Annotated in this window: 13 protein-coding genes, 21 tRNA genes and 2 rRNA genes; 34 read left to right on the forward strand and 2 right to left on the reverse strand. The window is 39.3% G+C overall.

What is annotated here, in order from left to right; genetic code table 11:
- From Q1B07_RS22440 to Q1B07_RS22575, 28 genes are all read left to right on the forward strand, one after another.
- Window positions 1-139 (forward strand): 23S ribosomal RNA (locus Q1B07_RS22440); the annotation flags it as partial.
- 258 nt (window positions 140-397) lie between these two features.
- Window positions 398-513 (forward strand): 5S ribosomal RNA (rrf, locus tag Q1B07_RS22445).
- Between the two features lie 44 nt (window positions 514-557).
- Window positions 558-633, forward strand: a tRNA-Val gene (locus Q1B07_RS22450).
- Between the two features lie 150 nt (window positions 634-783).
- A tRNA-Thr gene (locus Q1B07_RS22455) sits at window positions 784-859 on the forward strand.
- A 152-nt stretch (window positions 860-1,011) separates the two neighbouring features.
- Window positions 1,012-1,087, forward strand: a tRNA-Lys gene (locus Q1B07_RS22460).
- 13 nt (window positions 1,088-1,100) lie between these two features.
- Window positions 1,101-1,186, forward strand: a tRNA-Leu gene (locus Q1B07_RS22465).
- A gap of 10 nt (window positions 1,187-1,196) precedes the next feature.
- A tRNA-Gly gene (locus tag Q1B07_RS22470) sits at window positions 1,197-1,268 on the forward strand.
- A gap of 10 nt (window positions 1,269-1,278) precedes the next feature.
- A tRNA-Leu gene (locus tag Q1B07_RS22475) sits at window positions 1,279-1,367 on the forward strand.
- A gap of 9 nt (window positions 1,368-1,376) precedes the next feature.
- Window positions 1,377-1,453 (forward strand) — tRNA-Arg (locus Q1B07_RS22480).
- Between the two features lie 106 nt (window positions 1,454-1,559).
- Window positions 1,560-1,636: transfer RNA gene (locus tag Q1B07_RS22485), tRNA-Pro, on the forward strand.
- An 18-nt stretch (window positions 1,637-1,654) separates the two neighbouring features.
- A tRNA-Ala gene (locus Q1B07_RS22490) sits at window positions 1,655-1,730 on the forward strand.
- A gap of 25 nt (window positions 1,731-1,755) precedes the next feature.
- Window positions 1,756-1,832 (forward strand) — tRNA-Met (locus Q1B07_RS22495).
- A 4-nt stretch (window positions 1,833-1,836) separates the two neighbouring features.
- Window positions 1,837-1,913, forward strand: a tRNA-Ile gene (locus Q1B07_RS22500).
- Window positions 1,914-1,931: 18 nt separating this feature from the next.
- Window positions 1,932-2,024: transfer RNA gene (locus Q1B07_RS22505), tRNA-Ser, on the forward strand.
- A gap of 168 nt (window positions 2,025-2,192) precedes the next feature.
- Window positions 2,193-2,269, forward strand: a tRNA-Met gene (locus tag Q1B07_RS22510).
- Window positions 2,270-2,273: 4 nt separating this feature from the next.
- Window positions 2,274-2,350: transfer RNA gene (locus Q1B07_RS22515), tRNA-Asp, on the forward strand.
- A gap of 377 nt (window positions 2,351-2,727) precedes the next feature.
- A tRNA-Phe gene (locus Q1B07_RS22520) sits at window positions 2,728-2,800 on the forward strand.
- Between the two features lie 29 nt (window positions 2,801-2,829).
- Window positions 2,830-2,905, forward strand: a tRNA-His gene (locus tag Q1B07_RS22525).
- 8 nt (window positions 2,906-2,913) lie between these two features.
- Window positions 2,914-2,987, forward strand: a tRNA-Gly gene (locus tag Q1B07_RS22530).
- A 6-nt stretch (window positions 2,988-2,993) separates the two neighbouring features.
- Window positions 2,994-3,070, forward strand: a tRNA-Ile gene (locus Q1B07_RS22535).
- Between the two features lie 10 nt (window positions 3,071-3,080).
- Window positions 3,081-3,155, forward strand: a tRNA-Asn gene (locus tag Q1B07_RS22540).
- 3 nt (window positions 3,156-3,158) lie between these two features.
- Window positions 3,159-3,249 (forward strand) — tRNA-Ser (locus tag Q1B07_RS22545).
- A gap of 15 nt (window positions 3,250-3,264) precedes the next feature.
- Window positions 3,265-3,336, forward strand: a tRNA-Glu gene (locus tag Q1B07_RS22550).
- Between the two features lie 632 nt (window positions 3,337-3,968).
- Window positions 3,969-5,891 (forward strand): 1,4-alpha-glucan branching enzyme, encoded by a 1,923-nt coding sequence (gene glgB / locus Q1B07_RS22555; RefSeq protein ID WP_299094380.1) that lies wholly within the window; start codon window positions 3,969-3,971, stop codon window positions 5,889-5,891.
- A complete protein-coding gene (locus Q1B07_RS22560) occupies window positions 5,848-7,008 on the forward strand; it encodes a glucose-1-phosphate adenylyltransferase (protein WP_299094379.1) in 1,161 nt (386 codons plus the stop codon). Before glgB ends, Q1B07_RS22560 begins: the two co-directional genes overlap by 44 nt.
- 177 nt (window positions 7,009-7,185) lie before the next feature.
- A complete protein-coding gene (locus tag Q1B07_RS22565; RefSeq protein WP_299094378.1) occupies window positions 7,186-8,214 on the forward strand; it encodes a sugar phosphate nucleotidyltransferase in 1,029 nt (342 codons plus the stop codon).
- Window positions 8,211-9,671 carry a glycogen synthase GlgA gene (gene glgA, locus Q1B07_RS22570; RefSeq protein ID WP_299094377.1) on the forward strand — a complete coding sequence of 487 codons (1,461 nt, stop codon included), beginning with the start codon at window positions 8,211-8,213 and terminating at the stop codon, window positions 9,669-9,671. Before Q1B07_RS22565 ends, glgA begins: the two co-directional genes overlap by 4 nt.
- Complete coding sequence (locus tag Q1B07_RS22575) at window positions 9,646-12,051, forward strand: glycogen/starch/alpha-glucan phosphorylase (RefSeq protein WP_299094376.1); 2,406 nt, start codon at window positions 9,646-9,648, stop codon at window positions 12,049-12,051. Before glgA ends, Q1B07_RS22575 begins: the two co-directional genes overlap by 26 nt.
- Window positions 12,052-12,119: 68 nt before the next feature.
- Here the strand turns inward: Q1B07_RS22575 and Q1B07_RS22580 are convergent, their stop codons facing one another.
- Together Q1B07_RS22580 and Q1B07_RS22585 are read right to left on the reverse strand one after the other, a co-directional pair.
- Window positions 12,120-12,911, reverse strand: a complete 792-nt coding sequence (locus Q1B07_RS22580; RefSeq protein ID WP_299094375.1) for a TIGR00266 family protein — start codon at window positions 12,909-12,911, stop codon at window positions 12,120-12,122.
- A 211-nt stretch (window positions 12,912-13,122) separates the two neighbouring features.
- Entirely contained in the window at window positions 13,123-13,878 is a 756-nt protein-coding gene (locus Q1B07_RS22585) for a yteA family sporulation protein (RefSeq protein ID WP_299094373.1), read from the reverse strand.
- A 344-nt stretch (window positions 13,879-14,222) separates the two neighbouring features.
- On the opposite strand from Q1B07_RS22585, the gene Q1B07_RS22590 reads away from it, so the two are divergent.
- The 6 genes from Q1B07_RS22590 (at window position 14,223) to menC (ending at window position 21,687) form a co-directional block, all read left to right on the forward strand.
- On the forward strand, window positions 14,223-15,638 hold the full coding sequence (locus tag Q1B07_RS22590) for an isochorismate synthase MenF (protein WP_299094371.1): 1,416 nt from the start codon (window positions 14,223-14,225) through the stop codon (window positions 15,636-15,638).
- A complete protein-coding gene (gene menD, locus Q1B07_RS22595; protein WP_299094370.1) occupies window positions 15,625-17,376 on the forward strand; it encodes a 2-succinyl-5-enolpyruvyl-6-hydroxy-3-cyclohexene-1-carboxylic-acid synthase in 1,752 nt (583 codons plus the stop codon). Before Q1B07_RS22590 ends, menD begins: the two co-directional genes overlap by 14 nt.
- Window positions 17,373-18,176 (forward strand): 2-succinyl-6-hydroxy-2,4-cyclohexadiene-1-carboxylate synthase, encoded by an 804-nt coding sequence (gene menH, locus Q1B07_RS22600; protein WP_299094369.1) that lies wholly within the window; start codon window positions 17,373-17,375, stop codon window positions 18,174-18,176. Before menD ends, menH begins: the two co-directional genes overlap by 4 nt.
- A 21-nt stretch (window positions 18,177-18,197) precedes the next feature.
- The gene (menB, locus tag Q1B07_RS22605) at window positions 18,198-19,016 is read left to right on the forward strand and encodes a 1,4-dihydroxy-2-naphthoyl-CoA synthase (RefSeq protein ID WP_299094368.1); all 819 of its coding nucleotides are present in this window, start codon (window positions 18,198-18,200) and stop codon (window positions 19,014-19,016) included.
- A 71-nt stretch (window positions 19,017-19,087) separates the two neighbouring features.
- Entirely contained in the window at window positions 19,088-20,575 is a 1,488-nt protein-coding gene (locus Q1B07_RS22610) for an o-succinylbenzoate--CoA ligase (RefSeq protein ID WP_299094367.1), read from the forward strand.
- Window positions 20,572-21,687 carry an o-succinylbenzoate synthase gene (menC, locus tag Q1B07_RS22615; protein WP_299094366.1) on the forward strand — a complete coding sequence of 372 codons (1,116 nt, stop codon included), beginning with the start codon at window positions 20,572-20,574 and terminating at the stop codon, window positions 21,685-21,687. The genes Q1B07_RS22610 and menC overlap by 4 nt, the downstream gene beginning before the upstream one ends.
- Window positions 21,688-22,144: the final 457 nt, after the last annotated feature.

Below are 22,144 nucleotides of genomic sequence, written 5' to 3' on the forward strand. Positions count from 1 at the left end.
TGAAGCCCCCCTCAAGATGAGATTTCCCTGTTACTTTGTAACGTAAGATCCCTGAAAGATGATCAGGTTGATAGGTCAGAGGTGGAAGCGCGGTGACGTGTGGAGCTGACTGATACTAATCGATCGAGGACTTAACCTATTAGAAAAGCGGAAGAAGTCCGCTAAAATCCATTGGGAACCCGCGCGACGCGCGACCCTCGCAGAAGTCGTACTTTGACTTCGCCCGAGAGAGTGAAATTACCGTAGGATTTGGCTTCTGTAGCTGGACAACGTAGAAAAGCGTAAGCTCAGTAATTGAATTGTAAAATCGTTATCTAGTTTTGAAGGAATATAAAGTTTTTATAAAAAACACTTGAAATATTCTTCTGAAATAGTATAATAATTCTTGTCGCTAATGTCTGGTGATGATGGCGAAGAGGTCACACCCGTTCCCATGCCGAACACGGAAGTTAAGCTCTTCAGCGCCGATGGTAGTTGGGGGTTTCCCCCTGTGAGAGTAGGACATCGCCAGGCAGTAACAAGATATTAAAACGCATACACTTTTGTATGTTTGATTTGGAGGATTAGCTCAGCTGGGAGAGCACCTGCCTTACAAGCAGGGGGTCGGCGGTTCGATCCCGTCATCCTCCACCATTTTGCCGGTGTAGCTCAATTGGTAGAGACGATCGAACAAGCTTCGAAGCTGTGCTTCAGCACACAAATCGAGCTGCTTCTTGATTAATCTTCCTGAGATTTGGGTGACTGTTAGGTAAGAATGACTATATATTACACAATACTAAATACGCCGGTGTAGCTCAATTGGTAGAGCAACTGACTTGTAATCAGTAGGTTGGGGGTTCAAGTCCTCTCGCCGGCACCACTTATTGTTTCAAAAAAATAAGAGCCATTAGCTCAGTTGGTAGAGCACGAATGAATAAGCTGCGAAGCATTAACATCAGCGCACAAATTGAGCCGCTTCTTGAATAAGCTTTCTGAAATTTGGGCGTCAAACCTATGAGTGTTTTGAAACAAGAGCCATTAGCTCAGTTGGTAGAGCATCTGACTTTTAATCAGAGGGTCGAAGGTTCGAGTCCTTCATGGCTCACCATTTTACACACCGTGCGGGTGTGGCGGAATTGGCAGACGCGCTAGACTTAGGATCTAGTGTCCTTGTGACGTGGGGGTTCAAGTCCCTTCACCCGCACCAGTTAAATAATGCGGAAGTAGTTCAGTGGTAGAACACCACCTTGCCAAGGTGGGGGTCGCGGGTTCGAATCCCGTCTTCCGCTCTTTATAAGTGCCGGGGTGGCGGAACTGGCAGACGCACAGGACTTAAAATCCTGCGGTAGGTGACTACCGTACCGGTTCGATTCCGGTCCTCGGCACCAGTTAGACTTGCGCCCGTAGCTCAATTGGATAGAGCGTTTGACTACGGATCAAAAGGTTAGGGGTTCGACTCCTCTCGGGCGCGCCATTTCTAGAAGTGAGAAATCGGAAGTCAGAAGTTAGATTAAAGGCTTTGCTTCGAAGCAGTACTTAAAGATCTCTGACCTCTCACATCATACCTCTGATATCTAGTACGGGAAGTAGCTCAGCTTGGTAGAGCACTTGGTTTGGGACCAAGGGGTCGCAGGTTCGAATCCTGTCTTCCCGACCATCTCTTATAATTGTTTTTGGGGCCTTAGCTCAGCTGGGAGAGCGCCTGCTTTGCACGCAGGAGGTCAGCGGTTCGATCCCGCTAGGCTCCACCATAAATTCAACTTAAACTTCTATTTTGGCGGTGTAGCTCAGCTGGCTAGAGCGTACGGTTCATACCCGTGAGGTCGTGGGTTCGATTCCCTCCGCCGCTACCATTTTGGACCTTTAGCTCAGTTGGTTAGAGCAGACGGCTCATAACCGTCCGGTCGTAGGTTCGAGTCCTACAAGGTCCACCATTTTAAAAAAAGTATTACGGAGGAATACCCAAGTCCGGCTGAAGGGATCGGTCTTGAAAACCGACAGGGGTGTCAAAGCCCGCGGGGGTTCGAATCCCCCTTCCTCCTCCATATTATATTTAATATTATCGTCGCGGGGTGGAGCACGAACGAATATGCTTCACTGAATAATCATCAGCGTACCGATTGAGCTGCTTCTTGAATCAGCATCCTGAAATCGGGACGGTCTCTATTAGGCAATATCTAAGAGCATAGATAAACTTTAATTTATATTATCGTCGCGGGGTGGAGCAGTCTGGTAGCTCGTCGGGCTCATAACCCGAAGGTCGCAGGTTCAAATCCTGCCTCCGCAACCAAAATGGTCCGGTAGTTCAGTTGGTTAGAATGCCTGCCTGTCACGCAGGAGGTCGCGGGTTCGAGTCCCGTCCGGACCGCCATAATTTTAGAGAAAATTATTTGTATTTCACTTCTCAAGGAAAAGGGTTTCGATAAGCGAAAAGGTCGAGGAAGCGATCGAATGAACACCGGAGCGTATGTCAATACGTGAGGATGTGAATGAGTGAGCTGACGAAGAGATTTGAAGCTTAGCGGAAGCCGAAAACTATTTGGCTCGGTAGCTCAGTTGGTAGAGCACGACCGAATAAGCTTCCTTGAAATAACATCAGCGTACTCATCGAGCTGCTCCTTGAATCAGCTTCCTGAGATGAGGACGATTTACAAAGTATAGAAGTGAAAATGCTATAAAAGTAAGGATTAAACCCTTTGTTCGTGAATTTAAAAATTGATTTATAACTAAAAATAATCACAATATTAAGGCTCGGTAGCTCAGTTGGTAGAGCAATGGACTGAAAATCCATGTGTCGGCGGTTCGATTCCGTCCCGAGCCACCTTTTAAAAAGTTGATATATTTTATGTGGCGGCTGTGGCGAAGTGGTTAACGCATCGGATTGTGGTTCCGACATTCGTGGGTTCGATTCCCATCAGCCGCCCCATTTTACTTGCGGGTGTAGTTTAGTGGTAAAACCTCAGCCTTCCAAGCTGATGATGAGGGTTCGATTCCCTTCACCCGCTCCAGAAAGTGGGCCTATAGCTCAGCTGGTTAGAGCGCACGCCTGATAAGCGTGAGGTCGATGGTTCAAGTCCATTTAGGCCCACCATACATTTTATTCCGCAGTAGCTCAGTGGTAGAGCTATCGGCTGTTAACCGATCGGTCGCAGGTTCGAATCCTGCCTGCGGAGCCATATGGGGAAGTACTCAAGTGGCTGAAGAGGCGCCCCTGCTAAGGGTGTAGGTCGCGTAAGCGGCGCGAGGGTTCAAATCCCTCCTTCTCCGCCATATAACAAACATAATGGCCCGTTGGTCAAGCGGTTAAGACACCGCCCTTTCACGGCGGTAACACGGGTTCGAATCCCGTACGGGTCATCAAAAAAACACTGCAGGAATGCAGTGTTTTTTTTCTATACATATTGATTTTGATCTTAACAAGTAGTAAAGCCACCATTAATGGAACCCTCACATTATTTAGGCAATGCTTATTTGTTGACGTTTGTCCTTAAAAAGGCTTATAGTTATTTTAATAAAAATAAATGAATTCCTTTTACTATGTTTTTGACATTTTCACTTCAGCTTTGTTTATTTATTCAACCAGCAAAGATCATCCTTCAATAGGATATTCATGAATCAATTTCCTTCTTTTTTTTCTTCAAAAGAACTTTCAACAAATTCCTACAAAAAGTCGAATTTAATGTTTTATTACTATAATAAATAGTGGTTTGACTTGTCCATAATCCTAGTTATTTAAACGCTTTCATTAAATCAAATTATATTATTTCAATTTCAAAAACATCTTTTTAATTCTTAAGTATTTCTACGGTTTTAGGGCAGTTCCTTTCCTTTTTTCTTTCTTTTTCTTATATTTTAAAAGTATAACATTCACCCTCAACTTCAAAGGTTTTGTTGGATTATGTCGTAAAAAAGTAGCGGTTACATTGCAGGTATCTACTAGTAAGTCTTGAATGTTTAGCATAGAGATATTAAGAGAAAGGGTGACATATGTGACTCTCACTTGTCCAACAGACTATGATATTCATTTATTTCATGAGGGACAGTCATTTGAAAGCTATGGTTTTTTAGGTGCACATACACAAGAACTGAATGGGGTTATAGGTACAAATTTCTGTGTTTGGGCACCACATGCAAGACAGGTAAATGTTGTTGGTGATTTTAACGAGTGGAATGGTCAAAATCATCAAATGGAAAGGATTAATGAGGAGGGGATATGGGGCTTATTTATTCCGCAATTAGAAGCAGGGGAAATATATAAGTATGAAATTGTGACAGCTAATGGAGAGACTTTGTTAAAAGCAGATCCATACGCTTTTTTTTCAGAAGTAAGACCAAATACGGCATCTGTTGTTTATGATTTATCTGGATATGTTTGGAAGGATCAAAAATGGAAGAAAAAGAAGCGACTTAAGCAGCCATATGATCGACCAATGGCGATTTACGAAGTTCATTTAGGTACATGGAAAGTAAAAGAAGATGGAGAGTTGTACAGCTACAAAGAATTAATAGAGGAACTAATACCATATGTAATAGATCATGGGTTTACTCATATTGAGTTGCTGCCAGTTATCGAACATCCATATGATCGTTCTTGGGGCTATCAGGGAACGGGCTATTTCTCTGCAACAAGTAGATTTGGGACACCTCACGAGCTAATGGAATTTATTGATGCATGCCATCAAGAAAATATCGGTGTCATTATTGATTGGGTGCCGGGACATTTTTGTAAGGACTCCCATGGACTTTATATGTTTGATGGTGAGCCTACATATGAATACAAAACTGAAAAAGATCGAGAAAATTGGGATTGGGGAACAGCAAACTTTGATCTTGGCAAACCAGAGGTTCAAAGCTTTTTGATTTCAAATGCGATATTTTGGATGGAACATTTTCACGTAGATGGTTTCAGAGTTGATGCAGTTGCAAATATGCTTTACTGGCCAAATTCACATGAATTAGTGGAGAATCCTTACGCAGTTAGCTTTTTAAGAAAATTAAATGAAGCTGTTTTTGCAAAAGATCCTGATATTTTAATGATTGCTGAAGATTCAACTGATTGGCCGATGGTAACCGCTCCTACCTCGTCAGGTGGTCTAGGCTTTAACTACAAATGGAATATGGGCTGGATGAATGACATTCTTACCTATATGGAGACTTCTCCAGAACATAGGAATGAACTCCACCATAAAGTAACATTCTCCCTTTTATATGCTTTTTCGGAAAATTTCATTTTACCATTCTCTCATGATGAGGTTGTTCATGGGAAGAAATCCTTACTAAATAAAATGCCAGGTGACTACTGGCAAAAGTTTGCCCAATTGAGGCTGCTTTTTGGATATATGATGGCACACCCTGGAAAGAAGCTGCTTTTCATGGGTGGAGAATTTGGTCAATTTGATGAATGGAAGGACTTGGAACAGCTCGATTGGATGCTTGAAGATTATGAAATGCATAACAAAATGCGCGTATATTTTAAATATTTGATGAACATTTATCAAAAACAAAAGCCATTATATGAATTAGATCATTCAGAAGAGGGCTTTGAGTGGATTGATGTTGATAATAAAGATCAAAGCATTTTTTCGTTTATTCGAAAGAGTCAAAAAGAAAATGACTTCCTTGTTATTATTTGTAATTTTAAGCCTGACGTTTACCATGATTATAAGGTTGGAGTACCGGTTGATACGGAATATGTTGAAATTTTAAATAGTGATGCAGCTGAATTTGGCGGTTCAGATCAAATAAATCGAAAAAATCTCAAGGCAATTGAAGGCGAATACCATGGAAGACCATACCATGTTTCGATGACGATTCCACCATATGGTGCAGTTATTTTACGAGCAGTAAAAAAAAGAGGGGAGAATATAAATGGGAAGAAAAAAGTGCGTCGCAATGTTATTAGCAGGAGGTAAAGGAAGTAGATTAAGCTCCCTTACAAAAAATTTAGCGAAACCAGCAGTACCATTTGGGGGGAAATACCGAATAATAGATTTCACCTTAAGCAATTGTACAAATTCTAGCATTGACACAGTAGGAGTTCTTACACAATATCAGCCGCTTGTGTTAAATTCATATATCGGCATAGGCAGTGTTTGGGATTTGGATCGTAAAAATGGGGGGGTAACTGTTCTGCCTCCTTATACAGAATCCTCTGAGATGAAATGGTATAAAGGAACAGCAAGTGCCATCTATCAAAATATTAATTATATAAAGCAATATGATCCAGAATATGTCCTTATCTTATCTGGAGATCATATTTACAAAATGGATTATTCAGAAATGCTAGACTACCATATTAAAAAGAATGCAGATGCTTCTATATCTGTTATTGAAGTACCGTGGGATGAAGCAAGTCGTTTTGGCATCATGAATACCAATGAAAAAATGCAGGTTGTTGAATTTGAAGAAAAACCTGCTAAGCCGAAAAATAACCTGGCCTCAATGGGCATCTACATCTTTAAATGGTCTGTTTTAAAGGAATATCTAGAAATGGATGAACGGAACGAACATTCAAGTCATGATTTCGGAAAAGATATTATTCCTTTATTACTAGATGAGAATTTAAATGTTGTTGCTTATCCATTTAAGGGTTATTGGAAAGATGTAGGTACAGTAAAAAGCCTTTGGGAAGCGAATATGGATCTCTTAAATGAAGACTCCAAATTAAATTTATTTGATCGAGATTGGAAAATTTACACGGTTAATTCAAACCATCCACCTCAATTTATTGCAGATAATGCGGTTGTAAAGGATTCCTTTGTCAATGATGGCTGTGTGATTATGGGCAATGTAGACCATTCCGTTTTATTTCAGGGTGTATCAGTAGGTAAGAATAGTGAAATCAAAAATTCCGTGTTAATGCCAGATGCAATAATTGGTGAAAATGTTTATATCGAAAATGCGATCGTCCCTAGTGGAATCGAAATTCCTAATGGTACAATTATTTGCCCTGATTCTGGAGAAATTCTACTTGTTACGGAAGAAATTATTACAGAACTTTCCACAATTGTTGATAGCAAAATAATCTAATAGAAAAAAATAAGAGAAAACACTTCAAGAATGGAAATATTACTATCACAGTTTGGAACTGGGACGGTGGAGACGCACTTGTTGTCTACCCTTATAGGTACTTAAATGATTTACAATCTAAATCGTTAGACATCATCGTTATCCATCAGTCCTTGTCCACAAAAGGGGAGATTGGAAATGAATCAAAAGATGCTAGGTATTATTGATGCGACAACTTATAAACCGGAAATTGAAGATTTAACATTACATCGTTCATTGGCTGCGGTCCCATTCGCTAGTCGTTATCGCTTAATCGATTTTGTCCTATCAAATATGGTGAATTCTGAGATTGAAAGTGTAGCGATTTTTCCAAAGTATCAATATCGGTCATTAATGGATCATCTTGGTTCGGGGAAACAATGGGACTTAAACCGTAAAAAAGATGGTTTATTCTTTTTCCCGTCTCCTCATTTACATAATGAGTATGATGAGTTTGGATCATTTCGTCAGTTTTCCGATCATATTGATTTCTTTTTAAGAAGCACACAGGAATATGCCGTTATTACGAATAGTTATACGGTGTGCAATATTGATTTTAAAAAGGTATTAGCCTACCATCTGGACAATGGCTGTGATATGACAGAAGTAAGAAAAGACGGCCATTCATTACAAATGTTTATCATGTCTACGAAGCTCCTTTTAGATCTTATTCATAATAAAGAACAAACTGGATTTAAGACGCTTGCTGATGTTATTAATAAAAACGAGAATCAGTTGACCATTTGTCATTATGAATTTTATGGTTATGCAGCTGTGATTGATTCGATCAGCAGTTATTATAAACATAGCATGGATATGCTTAAGCCAGAAGTTTGGAATGAAATATTCCTTAAAAACCGTCCAATATTAACAAAGGCAAAAGATGAGCCGCCTACGAAATATGGAAAAGATGCAGTTGTAAAGAATTCATTAATCGCAAATGGCTGTAAAATTGAGGGCTATGTTGAAAATAGTATTATTTTTAGAGCGGTTCATATTGGTAAAGATACAGTAGTTAAAAATAGTGTGATTATGCAAAAATCACAAATTGGTGAAGCGTGTTTATTAGACCGTGTCATTGCAGATAAAGATGTAAAAGTAGAATCAGAGACAACAATAAAAGGTTCCGTCCTACTACCGTATATATTAAGAAAAAAAACAATTCAAGGAGCGCTGATGAACTCGTGAACGTATTATTTGCTGTTTCAGAATGTGTACCATTTGTTAAATCCGGCGGTTTGGCGGATGTAGCAGGGGCCTTGCCAAAAGAATTAAAAAAACTGGGAAATGATGTTCGTGTCATTCTTCCGAAATACAGTTTAATACCTGAAAGATTTAGAGATAAGATGGAAAAAATGAAAGAAATCACAGTGCCTGTTGGTTGGAGAAATCAATATTGCGGCATTGAAATGCTTGAGTATGAAGGAATCACGTATTACTTTCTTGACAATGAATATTATTTTTATCGCGACTCTTTATACGGTCACTACGATGATGGAGAACGATTCTCCTTCTTTTGCAGAGGCGTATTAGATGCTTTAAAAGCAATTGACTTTCAGCCTGATGTTATTCATTCACATGATTGGCATACGGGGATGATAAGTTTCTTACTGAAAGAGGAATATCAGCAACAATCTTTTTATAAACATATCAAGACTGTATTTACCATTCATAATCTGCAATTCCAAGGGATCTTCCCATTTGGTATTTTAAAGGATCTTCTTAATACGGAGGAAGAAAAGTGCGCCATGGTGGAATTCTACGGCCATGTGAACTTTATGAAAGGGGCAATTGTTGCTTCTGATATCATTACAACCGTTAGTCCAACATACATGGAAGAGATTCAAACCGCCTATTATGGAGAAAGATTAGATGGATTATTACGCTCAAAGGCTTCCTCACTGGTAGGGATCCTAAATGGAATAGATGATGAAGTCTATAATCCTGAAACAGATCCTGTCATTGATGAACAATACACAGTTGAATCGTTGGGCTTGAAAGGAAAAAATAAAGCTGCATTGCAAGCTTCCTTTGGGCTTCCAGTTGATGAAGATATTCCTTTGATTTCAATGGTGACAAGATTGACAAAGCAAAAAGGACTTGACTTAGTAAAGCGTGTACTCCATGAACTATTAGATCATGATATCCAAATGATCGTACTTGGAACAGGAGATACAGAGTTTGAAGATTTCTTTCGACATATGGAGTGGGCTCATCCGAATAAATTCAAAGCATACATAGGATTTGATGAAAAATTGGCACATCGCATCTATGCAGGCTCTGATCTTTTTCTTATGCCTTCTAAGTTTGAACCATGTGGATTAGGGCAGCTCATCGCATTACGATATGGGACACTCCCAATTGTTAGAGAAACAGGCGGCCTCAATGATACAGTAACCTCTTTCCGTGAGGATACAGAGGAGGGGAACGGGTTTTCATTCAGAAATTTCAATGCTCATGACATGCTGCATACCATTTATCGCGCTCTAGATTTTTATCATCAGAAGGATGTATGGCAGGTGATTGTTAAGAATGCGATGAAACAGGATTATAGTTGGACGCAATCTGCATTGAAATATAACCAGCTGTACGCTGATTTGATTATTAGGAGTGAAGAGCATGTTCTCCAACAAGGATCAGTTTAAGGAATGTTTTCTAATGAAATTAGAAAGTATGTGCGGCAAAGGCTTTGAAGAATCCACAAAGCGTGATCAATACCATACCCTTGGGAATATGGTTAGAGAATATATTAGTTCCAAATGGATTGAAACAAATGAGCTATACAGGTTTGAAAATAAAAAACAAGTGTATTATTTATCAATTGAATTTTTATTAGGACGTCTGCTTGGTCAAAATCTGTTGAATCTTGGAATAAAAGAAATTGTTGAGGAAGGATTGCGTGAGCTTAATATTCATTTAAGTGAAATTGAAGAATGTGAGCCGGATCCTGCATTAGGGAATGGCGGGCTTGGACGTCTTGCAGCATGCTTTTTAGATTCCTTGGCAACCTTAAATCTTCCTGGACATGGTTATGGAATTCGCTATAAGCACGGGTTGTTCGACCAAAAAATCGTTGATGGATATCAGGTTGAGCTTCCTGAGCAATGGTTGAGACATGGAAATGTTTGGGAGGTTCGGAAACCGGATGAAGCAGTAGAAATTTCCTTTTGGGGAAGAGTCGAAACAAGCTGTGAAAATAATGTTCTCGCCTTTCATCATGTGGGGGCTCAGAAGGTGCTTGCGGTTCCTTATGATATGCCTGTCGTCGGGTATCATGTTGATACCGTGAACACGCTAAGGCTTTGGAATGCTGAACCAGCATCCTATGGACCGAATCAGGATATCTTGTCTTATAAGCGGGAAACAGAGGCGATTACGGACTTTTTATACCCGGATGATACCCATGATGAGGGAAAAATTTTACGACTAAAGCAGCAGTATTTTTTAGTATCTTCGAGCATTCAAAGCATCATTGCTTCATATAAAAAGGAAAATCAAGATATTAGAAAGATGCATCAATCGGTTGCAATCCATATTAATGACACACACCCTGCATTAGCTGTACCTGAATTAATGAGGATCCTAGTCGATGTGGAAGGATGTACATGGGAGGAGGCTTGGGAAGTTACGTGCAATACAGTCTCATACACGAACCATACGATCCTTTCTGAAGCGATGGAAAAATGGCCGATTCATTTATTTAAACCACTATTACCGAGAATATATATGATTATCGAGGAAATCAATGAGCGATTCTGTGCAGAGCTCTGGGATCGTTATCCTGGTGATTGGCAGCGAATTGAGCACATGGCGATTATTGCTCACGGTTTAGTTAAAATGGCACATCTAGCAATTGTAGGAAGCTCCAGTATAAATGGGGTGGCAAAAATCCACTCTGATATCTTAAAAAATCGTGAAATGAAATCATTTTATGAGCTCTACCCTTGGAAGTTTAATAACAAAACAAATGGTATCACACACCGGCGCTGGTTATTAAAAGCAAATCCAGAGCTTACCTCATTAATTAAAGATGTCATAGGTGATGAATGGGTAAAGCACCCCGAAAAATTATTAGATTTAAAGAGACATATTTATCATCCTGAACTAAAAGAGCGTTTTGCGGCTGTTAAACGGAAAAGAAAAGAGATTCTTGCTAAAAAAATCGCGGAGAAAAATGGCATCATTGTTGATATTGACTCTATTTTTGATGTGCAGGTTAAGAGATTGCATGCTTATAAACGGCAATTATTAAATGTTTTACACATTCTGTATTTATATAATCGTATAAAAGAGGATGCCAATTACATTATTCAGCCTCGGACATTTATCTTTGGCGCCAAAGCATCACCAACATATTATTATGCAAAAAAAATCATTAAATTGATTCACTCTTTAGCAGATAAGGTGAATAATGACCCGCAAGTATCAAAGGTTATAAAAGTTGTTTTTATGGAAAATTACCGTGTTTCACTTGCCGAGGATATTTTCCCTGCGGCAGATGTTAGTGAACAAATTTCGACTGCAAGTAAAGAAGCGTCAGGTACAGGAAATATGAAGTTTATGATGAATGGAGCATTGACGGTTGGAACGTTAGATGGAGCAAATATTGAGATGATGGAGGAGATTGGCAGCGATAATATCTTTACTTTTGGATTAACAGCCCAAGAGGTTCTAAAATATGAAGAAAATGGCCGCTATCGCTCAATGGAATACTATCACCATGATTTAAGAGTCCGTCAAGTCGTCGATCAATTAACAAATGGCTTCTTTGCCGAAGATGAAGGAGAATTTGAATCAATTGCTGATTCTCTTCTTGTGCAAAATGATCAATACTTTGTACTGCGTGATTTTGCTTCTTATATTGATATTCAAGAAAAAGTTGGTGTTGCATATCAAAACACCGATAAATGGCTAGAGAAAGCATTAATAAATGTATCACATTCAGGTTTCTTTTCAAGTGATCGGACCATTATGCAATATGCGGACGACATTTGGAAAATTGGCCCTGTTGCTTTAAAAATGTAAAAAATGGTGCTGACCCAATTGGGTTAGCACCATTTTTTTATAAAAGAAAACTTATTTTTCCTAATGGATCAATCTCCATCCAGTAATCTCCCTAATCCGCCAAGTAAGCTGCCTTCGCCGCGAGCTTCTCCGCCAGCAGCAGGCGCATTCGCCATCACTCGATCGGCCAATCGGCTAAACGGCAGTGTTTGAATCCAAACGGTTCCAGGTCCTTGCACTGTAGCAAAAAATAAGCCTTCGCCACCAAAGAATGCTGTCTTTACTTTTCCGACAAATTCAATATTGTAATCAACATTTTTTGTCAAAGCAACAAGACACCCTGTATCAATACGAAGCTTTTCTCCTGGCTGCAGATCTCTTCTAATAATCGTTCCACCTGCATGTAAAAATGCTAAGCCATCGCCTTCAAGCTTTTGCATGATAAAGCCTTCACCGCCAAAAAATCCTGTTCCAAGCTTGCGTTGGAAATCAATGCCCACTGAAACACCTTTTGCTGCACAAAGGAATGAATCTTTTTGACAGATTACTTTACCGCCAAGCTCACTTAAATCGACAGGAATGATTTTACCCGGATATGGAGCCGCAAAAGAAACTTTTTTCTTACCCGATCCTTTGTTAGTGAAAACGGTCATGAATAAACTTTCACCTGTCAGCACACGTTTCCCGGCACCAACAAGCTTGCCTAGAAAGCCCTTCTGGTTACTATCGCCATCACCAAAGATGGTTTCCATATCAATCCCATCTTCCATCATCATCATGCCGCCGGCTTCGGCAACAACACTTTCATTTGGATCTAATTCGATTTCTACACACTGCATATCATCTCCATGCAGTTCAAAATCAATTTCATGTGCGTTCAACACAATCCCCCCAATTATGTAGATAACAGTCTTTCTATCGACAACTGCATCAGTATATATTTTACAGGTTTTTAGGAGGTAATAGAAGCATGATTCGTTTGCTTTAGCGAATGTTTTTTGTACTTGAGCGAACAGTGTAATTACAGGGCTCTTTTCAAAAAAATAGGTTGGATTCAAACAAAATAAAAAACTCCCAGCAAGGGAGTTTGGATTATCTTTCATCCTCTGTATAAGGATCTTTTTCATAACCTGGCAAATCACCAAACGCTGTCATAATGCCTTCTTCATCAAGCTCATCTTCATAACGTTGATGCTGGCTGGATGGATAAACTGTAATTTCTTTGCCTTCAATATCTGTGCCAATGAAATTTTCAAAATCTTCTACATAGCCATCAGGATCATTTGATTCCATTCTAACATCATTATAGTGATCCTGAGGATCAGCAAAATCAGAAGGTGTTTCAGAGGATCCATAGCTGTTGACAATTTGATAGGCATCCTCGGCATCAAAGGCGACATTTTCATCTTTTTCATCATAATCAAATTTTCCGAATGGAGGCATTAGAACGCCTTCTTCTATAGGTCGATTATGTGACACAACTTGTTCTGGCGCATGTTCTACACAGGTTGTAGCAGTAGGCATTGCATCAAGTCGTTCGAGGGGAATTTCTGCTCCGCAAACTTCACATTTCCCGTAGGTTCCGTTTTCAACTGCTTTTAGGGCACGGTCAATATCCAGTAGTTCTTCTTCTGTATGTTCATTTAACGCGATGTCTTTTTCCCGCTCATATAATTCTGTTGCATCATCAGCAGGATGATTATCATAGCTAGAGAGCTCGCCCATAGATTCATGGGAGTGCCCTTCCTCTAAACCAAAATGACCATTCATCTTAAAGCGCTGTTCAATTTCATTTTTCATCTGCAAAAGCTGTGAACGGAAGGTCTCTACTTGTTGTGAACTTAGCATGCCATTCACGCTCCTTCCTTAAATAGATTTCTACTATCTATTATGAGCAGTTCTTAGTAAATTCATGATTGTAAAAAATGGACATAAAAGGTGGGGGAAAATGTTCAGACTCAACAGGTTAATGTGTTGTGTCAATCATTTGCACCAATTTAGCTTATTATTACCATATATGCCTAAAAAATGATGATGGTTTTAGGCACCTTTTCATTTTAATCCTGAACAACAAGATATATAATAAGGATATAATACGTTGTTAAATACAGTCATCAGTTTCAATCTATTGACACACCTTTTTTTCAGGTGTATCTTTATATAAGCGATTTTTCGGTTTCGGGGGGATAAGTTTGATAACAACTTTGGATCATACAATTAAAGAATCGATACAACATGCATTGGAAGAGGCAAAGCAAACGAATCAATCGGTGATCGTTAGCCGAGTACAAGAAGTGGATGCAATTGACCCCCTCCATTTCTTTGCTTCCGGAGAAAATTTATATTTAGGAGAACGTTTCTTTTGGTCGACGCCAACTGCAGATATGACGATGGTTGGACTAGGAAATGAACTCGTGATTGAAAACGAAAATCAAACATTTGAACGGTTTCAGAAAATTGAAAAAGAATGGAAACGCTTTAATAAACGGGTCGTTACTGAGAGTCAAAAACAAATTGGGACAGGCCCTTTACTTTTTGGCGGTTTTTCTTTTGATCCGAAAAAGGAAAAAGGTCTGCTTTGGGAAGAATTTTCTGAAGCGAAATTTGTGCTGCCAACCATTTTGCTAACGAAATTTCAAAACAAAGCCTATTTGACAATAAATAAAGTGATCACTCCTTTAGATCAATTAGATACATGTATCAAGCATTTCGAACAGTCTTTAGAAAATGAACCACCTTTTATTTATCAAAAAGATTGTGAAAAAGGTAACGAATTCGCTTCGATTGAATTAAAAACAGCTGAGTGGGTAGAAGCGATTGAAAAGGCAACAGCTGATATACGGGCAAATGAACTTGATAAGGTGGTGCTGGCGAGAGAAGTTCACCTTGAATTTATGAAAAAGGTTAATCCTTATCAAGTAGTTGGAAATCTTCAAAAAGAACAGCCAACGAGTTTTATTTTTGAGTTTGAAAATGGGCTGCATCATTTTATTGGGGCAACTCCGGAAAGATTGGTTAAAAAGCATGAAAACGAAGTTCTTTCAACATGTCTTGCCGGTTCGATAAAAAGGGGAAAAACAAGTGATGATGATGAAATGCTTGGCCGCCAATTACTGCAAGATGAAAAGAACTTAGTTGAGCATGCTATTGTTGTTAAAATGATTAAAGATGCATTTGAAGAGTATTGTTATGAGGTAAAGGCACCTAATGAGCCAGCATTATTGAAAACAAAAAATATTCAACATCTATATACACCGGTAAAAGGGTTAGCTAAGCAAGGTCATTCTTTGATCTCAATGGTTGAAAAATTACATCCGACTCCAGCATTAGGCGGTTACCCTAAAGAAAAAGCGATCGAAAAAATAAGAGAGCTTGAACCAATGCATAGAGGATGGTATGCCGCACCGATTGGCTGGTTTGATCATGAGGATAATGGTGAATTTGTGGTTGCGATTCGTTCCGGGTTAATTAAAGGGAATCGTGCCGCATTATTTGCTGGTTGTGGAATTGTTGAGGAGTCAAAACCAGAGTCCGAGTACTATGAAACAAAGATTAAATTAAAGCCGATGCTGTCAGCGTTAGGGGGCGCAGATCATGAATGCAATTGACACATTTACACGTTATGTTGCAAGTTTTGTTGATGAAATGGTCAGTTCTGGAGTTGAAATAGCTGTTATCAGCCCAGGATCCCGCTCAACTCCATTAGCGATTTTAATGGCAGAGCATCCGAAGCTCACTTGTTATATAAATATCGACGAAAGATCAGCAGGCTTTTTTGCACTTGGGATTGCCAAGTCTCAAAAAAAGCCTGTTGCCTTGTTATGTACATCAGGAACAGCTGCAGCCAATTACTACCCTGCGATCGTGGAGGCTCATTATGCGAGAGTCCCGCTTCTTGTATTAACGGCAGACAGGCCCCATGAATTAAGAGATGTAGGGGCTCCGCAGGCTATTGATCAGCTGCATATGTATGGCAATTATCCAAAGTGGTTTGTTGATCTTGCCTTACCAGAAGAAAAGCCTGGCATGTTTCGGTATGCTCGAACAGTTGCAGCAAGGGCTGTGGGCATAGCGGTAACAAGTCCTGCTGGAGTGGTCCATTTAAATTTTCCTTTTAGAGAGCCCCTGGTACCTAATATCAGCCTGCCCGACCTATGGAGTCAGCTGGATAATCGAGAAACATATTTACATATCCCTCACACAAGCTCTTATTTAGGTGAAAAAGAGATCGGCACCATTGCTTCAATTATCCAAGGTTCAACAGATGGATTAATTATTTGTGGTGAACATCATGATGACGCAATCATTAAGGAAATTGAAAGGCTGTCCGATCATTTGAAATTTCCTGTTTTGGCAGATCCGCTGTCGCATTTACGTGGTCGGTGCAAGAAGGCTCAGGGGATCATTAGCAGTTATGACTCTCTTTTAAAAGATCCAGTATTGGGAGGGAAGCTTAAACCAAAGGTTGTCATTCGCTTTGGAGCAATGCCTGTTTCTAAACCGCTAATGTTAATGCTTAAAAACAATCCGGAGATTATTCAAATTGTAGTTGATCAAGCAGGAATATACAGGGATCCTACTTTAAATGCTTCCTATTTAGCAGCCTGCAATGAAACATTCTTTTGTGAAACCATTTTGAACATGGTTAACGAAAAGCCGGAATCCAGATTCTATCAGGCATGGATCAAAAGTGATAAAGTTTATTGGGACATGATAGACCATTCCATGGAGCAAACTCAAGAGATATTTGAAGGGAAAATTGTATGGGAGCTTCAAAAGCTTTTATCAGAGGGAAGTACACTATTTGTTGGGAATAGCATGCCAATTCGAGATGTCGATACCTTTTTTAAACAGGATCAAAAGGATATTACAATCCTAGCAAACCGCGGAGCAAGTGGAATTGATGGAATTGTGTCAACTGCACTTGGGGTAAGTGCAGGCATAAATCGGCAAACCTATTTACTAATCGGTGATTTATCGTTTTATCATGATTTAAATGGATTACTTGCCGCAACACGTAATCAGCTCGATTTAACGATTTTTCTGATTAATAATGATGGCGGCGGGATATTTTCATTTTTACCGCAATCAAATGAGGAAAAGCATTTTGAAACGCTGTATGGAACAGCTACTGGTTTAGATTTCTCACATGCAGTAAAGATGTATAATGGAATATATCAAAAGATTGAAAACTGGGATGAATTGCATACGGCTTTTCATGCTATTCAAAAAAATAATGGTCTGAAGGTCATTGAAATTCCGACTGATCGTAAAACCCGTGTCAAATTTCACCGGGATTTGTTAGATCATGTTTCCCAGGAAATAAGAAAAGTGTTGATCCAATGAAAATTAGAGGGATCGAGTACAACGTCGAGGTAAAATCTAAAGGGCAACCGCTTGTGCTGCTGCATGGGTTTACAGGCTCTTCTAGTAATTGGACTTCCATTTTAAATGAAATAAGTGATACAAAATTTATTCTCATTGACATTATTGGTCACGGTCGAACCGAAAGCCCTGAAGATCCAGCAAGGTACAGGACTGAGGAAGCTGTTGAGGATCTCATATCAATTTTAAACAAATTAAATATTGAAAAGGCAAATTTTCTGGGATATTCAATGGGTGGAAGGTTGGCATTATCATTTACGGCAACCTATCCTAATCGTGTAAACAAATTGATTTTAGAGAGCAGTTCACCAGGAATAAAGGATATGGATGAACGAATAAAACGAAAAATATCGGATGAAAAGCTTGCTAGGAGTATAATCAAAAATGGCATGGTTTCCTTTGTCGATTATTGGGAGGACATTCCTCTCTTTTCAACGCAAAAGCGATTACCTAAAGAGCAAAGAAAGCAAATCCGAGAAAAAAGACTGGAAAATTCCTCTCTCGGGCTGGCCAATAGCTTGATCGGGATGGGGACTGGTGTACAGCCTTCATGGTGGAAAATGCTGCCCTCAATAAAAAATCCAATTCTCCTTGTATGTGGTGAATTAGATCAAAAGTTTTGTGAAATAGCTAATAAGATGAATCAGATGTTCCCCAATTCGACCTTAAACGAAATAAAAGACGCTGGTCATGCAATTCATGTGGAACAACCGCGAATTTTTGGTAAAATAGTAAATGAGTTTTTACATTCAGCTCGATAAAGATAACAGGAGGTTTACAATATGGCAATTGAATGGATTACAGAACGTCAGTATGATGAGATTATTTATCAAACATATAATGGTATTGCAAAAATCTCAATTAATCGTCCGCATGTACATAATGCATTTACACCTAAAACAGTCATGGAATTAATTGATGCTTTTGCCTATGCACGTGATGATGAAAACATTGGGGTTATTATCCTAACTGGAGAAGGCGGAAAAGCCTTTTGCTCAGGCGGAGACCAAAAGGTTAGAGGACATGGCGGTTATGTTGGAGAAGACCAGATTCCGCGTTTAAATGTTCTTGATTTGCAACGTTTAATCCGTGTTATTCCTAAGCCGGTTATTGCAATGGTTGCGGGATATGCGATTGGCGGCGGTCATGTTTTACATGTTGTTTGTGATTTAACAATTGCTGCTGATAATGCAGTATTTGGACAAACCGGCCCTAAAGTCGGAAGCTTTGATGCAGGTTATGGCTCAGGTTATCTGGCAAGAATAGTCGGTCATAAAAAAGCGCGTGAAATTTGGTATCTATGCCGTCAATATAATGCTCAGGAAGCATTGGATATGGGGTTAGTTAATACGGTTGTTCCTCTTGACCAGTTAGAAGCAGAGACTGTGAAATGGTGTGAGGAAATCCTTGAGAAGAGCCCTACAGCGATTCGTTTCCTAAAAGCAGCCTTTAATGCGGATACGGATGGACTTGCAGGAATTCAACAATTTGCTGGAGATGCAACCTTGCTTTATTATACAACTGATGAAGCTAAAGAAGGCCGTGATGCATTTAAAGAGAAACGCTCTCCAGACTTTAAGCAATTCCCACGTTTCCCTTAATAACAACAATATGGTTAACAGCTTGATGATACCCTTTCATCAGGCTGTTTTTATTAAATAGAGGTGAAAAAATGGAACAATACATGCCGAATTGGTTAAAACAGCGTGCTGAATTAACACCAGATCGACTAGCTATAAAAACAGGGAAAGAATTACTTACATTTAAACAAATACATGAAAGAGTTACCCTTCGCGCGCGGCAATTGTCATACATCGGTATGAAAAAGAATCAACATATCGGGATTTTAATGAAGAACAGTATAGATATGGTAGAAACAATCTATGCCGTTATGTCCATTGGTGCGGTTGCTGTTATGTTAAATACGCGACTTACGGAACAAGAATTAGCCTGGCAGGTGGATGATGTAGAGGCATCTTACCTAATTTGCGATCGTGATTTATATGACAAAGTTAGCGCAATCCATCATATGAAAATCCTCATTAATGAAGATCTTAAACAAGTAAATCCACAGGGACAAACTTTTGTTTCTTTTGATGAAGACTTTGCAACAAATCAAGTTGCCACCATTATGTATACCTCTGGGACAACCGGGAATCCAAAGGGGGTCATGCAAACGTATGGTAATCACTGGTCTAGTGCGATTGGCTCTGCATTAAATTTAGGATTGCATGCTGAAGATCGCTGGCTGTTAGCAGTCCCGCTTTTTCACATAAGCGGCTTATCGATTTTAATGCGCAGTGTGATATATGGAATGGGGATAGTGTTACTGGAGCGTTTTGATGCCAAAAATATGAATGATGCTATTATGCATGAGCATGTAACAATCGTTTCGGTTGTTACAACGATGCTTCAACAGATGCTGGAAAAACTGGACAAGCAGCAATATCCGCCATCATTTAGGTGTATGCTCGCTGGAGGGGGTCCGGTACCGAAAATCATTCTTGAGGAATGTCAAACCCGCAGAATTCCTGTATATCAAACATATGGAATGACTGAGACAGCTTCACAGATTGTTACATTATCACCAGAGTACAGTATGAAAAAACTTGGCTCAGCCGGAAAACCATTGTTTTCTTGCCAAATTAAAATCGTCAAGGACGGTAAAGAATGTGAAACAAATGAAGAAGGAGAAATCGTTGTAAAAGGCCCCAATATTACAAGAGGCTATTGGAAAAGAAAGGATGCAACGATAAAAGCGATTAAGGATGGCTGGCTGCATACAGGTGATCAAGGGTATATGGATGATGAGGGCTTTTTGTATGTACTAGATCGCCGATCAGACCTTATCATTTCAGGTGGTGAAAATATCTATCCCGCTGAGATTGAAGCGATTCTGCTGTCACACCCAAAGGTAAAGGATGCAGGGGTTATTGGTGTTGAAAATCAAAAATGGGGGCAAACTCCATATGGCTTTGTTGCTTCATATGATGAAGCGCTCTCGATACAAGAGCTGCTTGATTTCTGTAAAAGCCGCTTAGCACCATATAAAGTACCAACAGGTATCACCATTTTAAAAGAGCTTCCAAGAAATGCTTCAAATAAGCTGCTCCGTCGTAAATTAAAAGAACAAATAAACCAACAAGGAATAAAGCAATGATAATCATACAAACGGTGAAGCTGCACCATATTACGCAAAAGTTAAAATCCCCCTTTACCTCAAGCATTGGCTATGTAACCGATCGGGAAAGCATTCTACTGGAAGTAATTGATCCAGACGGAATAAGCGGGTGGGGAGAGGTCGTAGCTTTTTCAACGCCTTGGTATACGGAAGAAACGATTAACACTGCTTTTCATTTATTAAAAGATATTTTAATTCCCTTAATCCTAAAACAACCACTCTCACATCCTGAACAGCTTCAAGCTGTCTTTAACAAGGTGAAACGAAACTATATGGCAAAGGCTTCACTTGAAGGAGCAATATGGGATTTATTTGCAAAAAAACAAGGGATTTCTTTAGCAACTGCATTGGGTGGTGAACGGGAAGAAATTGAATGCGGCGTTGTAATCGGTATATCCTCCATCTCTGCAATGACGGAGCAGATTAGTCAATATGTTGAAGAAGGTTATAAGCGTTTTAAAGTGAAAATATCGCCTAAACAGGATATTAAGCTGATTGAAGACATTCGCAAGCAATTTCCAGAATTACCATTAATGGCAGATGCAAATTCTGCTTATTCACTAGCGGATATTGATCGACTGAAAGAGCTGGACCAATTTGGCTTAATGATGATTGAACAACCGCTGGCAGCAGATGATATTATCGATCATGCCAAGCTTCAACAGAAGCTAGCAACGCCAATATGTTTAGACGAAAGCATTGTCACTAGCGAAGATGCGAGAAAAGCAATTGAACTTGGCAGCTGCAGGGTGATCAATATAAAACCAGGTCGAGTCGGCGGTTTGACGGAATCGAAAAAAATACATGATCTTTGTCAATCACACAAAATTCCGGTATGGTGTGGCGGTATGCTTGAAACAAGTATTTCACGAGCCCATAATATCGCACTTGCCTCTCTTGCTAATTTTTCAATTCCAGGTGATATCTCATCCTCTTCAAGGTATTGGGAAGAAGACATGGTGAACCCGGAAATTAAGGCTGTTCATGGCAAGATTGCAGTGCCTAAGGGGAATGGTATTGGTTTTCAGGTAAGCAAGGAAATCATAAAAAAATACCGACATTCAAAAACGGTAATAAATAGCTCTTTTTGAGATCAAAAAATATAATTCTCTCTTAGTAAAAGTTAAAGTATTTCGTATATGTAAGTATAGAAATTCATTTTTTCATGTTGGAGTATTTTTTATCTGATCAGTATAATTTTGTTGAAAGAAATCTTTTAAATAATGAATGAAAAGGTTTCCTTTCTGCTCACTCTTCAAATCCAGTCGTTTGGCTGGATTTTTTTGTTGATAAAAGATGATTGACAATTATGGATATGTACATTATTTTTGTATTAAGGAAACTTTTTTAACCCGATAAATAAAAAGTGCAATAATCTAAAAGAGTGTCATATACTAAAATATTATTAGCGTTAAAAAATTTTTATTTGAAAGTTGCCCTAAGGAAACATTTTTAAGGTTAATTGGAGGAGATAAGTCTGAAATGAATACTCTGGGCACCCAGTTAAAAAATGGGCATAGCAAAACAAGCCATCGATGATGACTCAAC

The sequence above is a fragment of the uncultured Metabacillus sp. genome, from assembly GCF_947503125.1.
Taxonomy (GTDB): domain Bacteria; phylum Bacillota; class Bacilli; order Bacillales; family Bacillaceae; genus Metabacillus.